The 5,109-nt window shown below is 74.2% G+C and carries 5 protein-coding genes and 1 pseudogene; 1 reads left to right on the top strand and 5 read right to left on the bottom strand.

The genetic code is table 11. The features are described from left to right. Positions 1-157: serine dehydratase beta chain (locus tag ACI78Z_RS24805; RefSeq protein WP_457039167.1), on the bottom strand; the 157-nt coding region annotated here is incomplete at its 3' end. A 147-nt stretch (positions 158-304) separates the two neighbouring features. On the opposite strand from ACI78Z_RS24805, the gene ACI78Z_RS24800 reads away from it, so the two are divergent. Beyond that, positions 305-970 (top strand): GntR family transcriptional regulator, encoded by a 666-nt coding sequence (locus ACI78Z_RS24800; RefSeq protein ID WP_457039198.1) that lies wholly within the window; start codon positions 305-307, stop codon positions 968-970. 24 nt (positions 971-994) lie between these two features. Here the strand turns inward: ACI78Z_RS24800 and folP are convergent. The 4 genes and pseudogenes from folP to ACI78Z_RS24780 form a co-directional block, all read right to left on the bottom strand. Then, positions 995-1,581 (bottom strand): annotated as a pseudogene (gene folP / locus ACI78Z_RS24795) (dihydropteroate synthase). Between the two features lie 101 nt (positions 1,582-1,682). Beyond that, positions 1,683-1,856 carry a hypothetical protein gene (locus tag ACI78Z_RS24790; protein ID WP_457039197.1) on the bottom strand — a complete coding sequence of 58 codons (174 nt, stop codon included), beginning with the start codon at positions 1,854-1,856 and terminating at the stop codon, positions 1,683-1,685. A gap of 87 nt (positions 1,857-1,943) precedes the next feature. Further along, positions 1,944-4,406 carry a GcvT family protein gene (locus ACI78Z_RS24785; RefSeq protein ID WP_457039196.1) on the bottom strand — a complete coding sequence of 821 codons (2,463 nt, stop codon included), beginning with the start codon at positions 4,404-4,406 and terminating at the stop codon, positions 1,944-1,946. 11 nt (positions 4,407-4,417) lie between these two features. Beyond that, entirely contained in the window at positions 4,418-4,996 is a 579-nt protein-coding gene (locus ACI78Z_RS24780; protein ID WP_457039195.1) for a sarcosine oxidase subunit gamma, read from the bottom strand. Between the last annotated feature and the right edge of the window lie 113 nt (positions 4,997-5,109).

Genomic DNA, 5,109 nt, shown 5'->3' with positions numbered 1-5,109 from the left:
ACCCGAACAGCTCGCAGCGCACCCCCGCGGTCCGCGCCAGCAGCCCGTCCTCGCGCAGCCGGGCGGCGAAGCTCGCGGCCGCCCGCATCGGGCCGACGGTGTGCGAGCTCGACGGCCCGATACCGACCTTGAACAGGTCGAACGCGCTGATCGTCATGCGGTGTCCGTCATCTCGGGTCGCCCACCCAGCAGCGCCATGTCGGCCTCCTCGGTGTACGCTTGATATATCAGTGAGAGACAAACGATATGTCGCTCGCTCCAAGGGGGCAAGACCCCGCGTCGAACAGGACTTACCATGACCGCCGTGACCGCTGCCCCGTCGGACCTCGATCCCGTCGGGACGTCGCTGGCCGACCGTGCCTACGTGGCGATCCGCGACCAGCTGCTCATGCTCGAGATCCGTCCCGGCGAGCCGATCGACGACGACGGGCTGGCCAAGGACCTCGGCGTGGGCCGCACCCCGGTCCGCGAGGCGCTCAAGCGGCTGGAGGGCGACCGGCTGGTCGTCACCTACCCCCGCCGGGGCACGTTCGCGACCGGCATGGACATCACCGACCTGGCGCACATCTCGGAGATCCGCGCCCAGCTGGAGCCCCTCGCCGCCCGCCGGGCCGCCGAGCACGCCGTGCGGCACGTGCGCGACGAGCTGGACCAGCTGGCCGTGCGGATCGAGGAGCTCGACGTGAGCAGGGTGGAGCGCGACGAGCTGATGCGCTGGGACCTCGTCGTCCACCGGTCGATCTACCGGGCGGCCGGGAACCCGCACCTCGAGGACGTGCTGGTCCGCTACGACAACCTGGCGACCCGGATCTTCTGCCTGTTCCTCGACCGGCTGCCCACAGTGGACGAGCACGTCGGGGAGCACGTGGGGCTGCTCCGCGCGATCGCCGCCGGGGACGCCGACCGCGCGGAGGACCTCGCCCGCGAGCACGTCGTCGGCTTCGAACGGACCATCCGCGCGGTCCTCTGAAGAAGGGCCCCTGCAGGGAGCCGGTCAGCCGGCGGGCACCGCGAGCGCCACGGCGAGCGCGTCCCGCGTCGCGGCGACGTCGTGCACCCGCACCAGCGAGGCACCCCGCTGCACGGCGAGGACGGCGGCGGTCACCGACCCGGCCAGCCGCTCCCCCACCGCCCGGCCGGTCAGCTCGCCCGGCATCGACTTTCGCGACAGCCCCACCATCACCGGCGCCCCCAGGCTGCCGAACCGCGGTAGCGCGGCGAGCAGGGCGAGGTCGTGCGCGAGGGTCTCGCCGAACCCGAAACCGGGGTCGACGACAGGTGCTCGGGACGGATGCCCGCCGCCACGCAGGCCCGCACCCGCTCGGCGAGGAACGCGTGCACCTCGCCTACCACGTCGCCGTAGCGTGGATCCCGCTGCACATCCGCCGGCGAGCGCTGCATGTGCACGAGCGCGACCGGGACACCGAGCTCGGCGACCGCGCGCAGCACGCCGGGCCGCCGCAGCGCCCGGACGTCGTTGACCATGCCTGCGCCGGCCGCCACCGCGGCCCGCATGACCTCCGGCCGCGAGGTGTCCACCGGCACCGGGACCGCCACCCGGGCGGCCAGGGCCTCGACCACCGGCACCACCCGCTCGAGGTCCTGCTCGACCGTCGGCTGCCGGGACCGGGGCGGGTCGACTCCCCGCCGACGTCGAGGACGTCGGCGCCCTCGTCGGCCAGTCAGCAGCCGCGCGCCACGGCCACCTCGGGCCGCAGGAAGCGCCCGCCGTCGGAGAACGAGGCCGGCGTGACGTTGAGGACCCCGCAGACCAGCGGCCGCCCCGACCGCAGCAGCCGGGCCACCGGGTGCACCACCGGCGCCGGAGCCGGGGCAGAGAGCTGGTCGGTGCGCACGGGCGGTCCTCCCCGGAGGCGGGCGGAGGGTGACCCCCTCCTCCCCACCCCGGGACCACGAGGGGTGGGGAGGAGGGGGTCCTCCCATCAGCCGCGGATGCGGGTCATCTCCGGGTCGACGAGCGGCTCCGCCGCGACGGTGGCCGCGATCCGGCGGTCGAAGTACTGGATCTCCACCGCCGTCCCGACGCCGGCCGAGGCGGGCAGCCAGGCGTAGGCGACGGGCCGGCCCACCGTGTGCCCGAAGGCGGCGCTGGTGACGTAGCCGGCCGGCTCGCCGTCGACGAACACCGGCTCGTGGCCGAGGACGACGCTGACACCGTCGTCGACGGTCAGGCAGGCCAGCCGCCGGCGCACCGTCTCGTCGCTGCGGTCGGCGACCGCGGCGCGGCCGACGAAGTCGCCCTTCTGCGCGCGGACGGCGAAGCCCAGGCCGGCCTCGTACGGGTCGTGCTCGGTGGTCATGTCGTGGCCCCAGGAGCGGTAGCCCTTCTCGAGCCGCAGGCTGTTGAAGGCCGCCCGGCCGGCGGCGACCACGCCGAGGTCCTGGCCGGCCGCCCACAGCACGTCCCACAGCTTCTGGCCGTGCTCGGCGCTGGTGTAGATCTCCCAGCCCAGCTCACCCACGTAGGACAGCCGCATCGCGGTGACCGGCACGCCGCCGAGCGTGGCCCGCTTCGCGCGGAAGTACTTCAGCCCGTCGTTGGTGAAGTCGTCGGTGGTGACCTTCTGCACCAGGTCGCGGGCGAGCGGGCCCCAGAGCCCGATGCAGCAGGTGCCGCCGGTGGTGTCGCGCACCTGGACGGTGCCGTCGGCGGGCGCCGCCCGCCGGAGCAGGTCGAGGTCGAGGTTGCCGTTGGCGCCGACCTGGAACAGCTGCTCGCCCAGCCGCGCGACGGTGAGGTCGCTGCGCACCCCGCCGGCCTCGTCGAGCGCCAGGGTGTAGGTGACCGACCCGACCGACTTGTCCATCTGGCCGGTGGTGAGCCGCTGCAGCAGGTCCAGCGCGCCGGGGCCGCTGACCTCCAGCCGCTTGAGCGGGGTCATGTCGTACATGGCGACGGCGGTGCGGGTCTTCCACGCCTCGGCGGCCGCGATCGGTGACCAGAACCTCGCCGCCCAGTCGTCGCGCGCCGGCGGCGCCCACTCCTCCGGCAGCTGGTCCACCAGGTGGGCGTTGGCCTCGTACCAGTGCGGCCGCTCCCAGCCGGCGGCCTCGAGGAAGACCGCGCCGAGCTCGCGCTGCCGGGCGTGGAAGGGGCTGACCCGCAGGTCGCGGGGCGAGAGCTTGGGCTCCAGCGGGTGCAGGATGTCGTACACCTCGACGAAGTTCTGCTGCGCGGTCTCGCGCACGTACGCGTCGGTGGTCTGCACCTCCTCGAAGCGGGCCACGTCGCAGCCGTGCAGGTCCAGCTCGCTGCGCCCGTCGACCAGCAGCTGGGCCACCGACCGGGCGACACCGGCGGAGTGGGTCACCCAGACCGCCTCGGCGATCCAGAAGCCGGCCACGTCCGGGGACTCCCCGATCAGCGGTCCGCCGTCCGGGGTGAAGGAGAAGATCCCGTTGAAGCCGGAGTCGACCTTGGTGCCGCGCAGCGAGGGCAGCAGCTCCCGGCTGTGCTCCCACGCCTCCGCGAAGTCCTCCTCGGTGAAGGGCAGCATCGAGGGCATCGCCGAGTCGCTGACGTCACCCTCGGGCAGGTCGGTGAGCTCGACGGGCATCGGCCGGTGCGCGTAGGAGCCGATGCCGAGGCGGTCGCCGCGCTCCCGGTAGTACAGGTCGCGGTCCTGGTGGCGCAGGATCGGCAGGCTCGCCTCGGTGAGCTCGTCGTTGCGGCCGACCAGCTCGGCCACCTGGCCGGTCCAGACGAACTGGTGGGCCAGCGGGAGCAGCGGGACGCGCATGCCGACCATCGCGCCGATGGCCGGGCCCCAGAAGCCGGCGCAGGAGACCACGATGTCGGCGGGGATGACGCCGTCCGCCGTCCGGACGCCGGTCACCCGGCCGCCCGCCTGCTCGATGCCGGTGACCCGGGTGTCGCCCTGGAACACCGCGCCGCGGGACTCGGCCCGGCGGGCCAGCGCGACGACGGCGCGGGAGGCCTTGGCCAGCCCGTCGCTGGGGATGTGCAGCCCGCCCAGGATGCGGTCGCGGTCGACCAGCGGGTGCAGCTGCACGCACTCGTCGGGCCCGATCACCTCGCTCTGCACGCCCCACGAGGTGGCCCAGCCCTGCCGCCGGTGCAGCTCGGCGAGCCGCTCCGGCGTGGTGGCCAGCTCCAGGCCGCCGACCTGGTTGAAGCACCAGGCGCCGTCCACGTCGAGGCCGAGGAACTTCTCGACGGTGTAGGAGGCGAACTGCGTCATGGTCTTCGACCCGTTGGTCTGGAAGACCAGGCCCGGGGCGTGCGAGGTGGAGCCGCCGGTGAGCGGCAGCGGGCCCTGGTCGACCACGGTGACCCGGTCCCAGCCGCGGGCGGTGAGCTCGTCGGCGAGGTTGGCCCCGACGATGCCGGCTCCGATGATCACCACGCGAGGGGTGCTGGACATGGCGGTTCCTCTCAGGAGGTCGGGGTGGGGTCGGCGTACTCGAGGCTCGCGTCGAGCAGCCAGGTGGCGAGGTAGCCGGCGAAGGACGACCGGACCAGGACGGCGAACTCGTCGCCGTCGAGCCCCAGCAGGACGATGCCGGCCTGGCCGAGGGCGGTCTGGGCGCTGCTGCCGGGGACGAACACCCGTGGGTGCAGGTCGATCGAGCAGCCCTTGGCGAGCACCTGGCGGGCGCGCGGACCGCCGATCCGCAGGCCGATCCGCTGGGCGGAGACGTCGACGGCGACGCCGCCGACCGGCCGCAGGACGTCGGCCAGCTCGGCCTCCAGCGCCTCCGGTGCGGTGCCCGGGCTGGTCGCCAGCCACTCGTCGGGGCCGAGCCAGACGAGCCGTCCGTCCCCGGCCGGCACCCAGGTGTTCGGGGTGGTCGGCAGGGCGGCACCGCGCACCTGCACCCCGGACGCAGGGTCGACCCGCAGGTCGGCGAGCGCCACGTACGGCTCGGCGGTGATCCGCAGGCCGTCCGGGAGGGCGTCGAGGGCGGCCAGGTACGGCTCGAGCGGGTGGGTGCGGGTGAGCAGGTCAGCCATCGCGGCGGGCTCCTTCGGGGTCGACCAGCACCGAGCCGGTCACCTCGACCGGGACGAGGGTGCCGTTGACGGGCACGTGGACGGTGTCGCCGACGCGCTCCCGGCCGCCCTTG

Source organism: Geodermatophilus sp. SYSU D01176 (assembly GCF_054050015.1).
The sequence above is the reverse complement of the archived record's forward strand: the minus strand, read 5'-3'. Positions and strand labels throughout refer to the sequence as shown.

Coding starts and splice junctions, on each gene's coding strand:
- ACI78Z_RS24785 (WP_457039196.1), bottom strand. CDS start 4,406: ATGTCCAGCACCCCTCGCGTGGTGATCATCGGAGCCGGCATCGTCGGG.
- ACI78Z_RS24780 (WP_457039195.1), bottom strand. CDS start 4,996: ATGGCTGACCTGCTCACCCGCACCCACCCGCTCGAGCCGTACCTGGCC.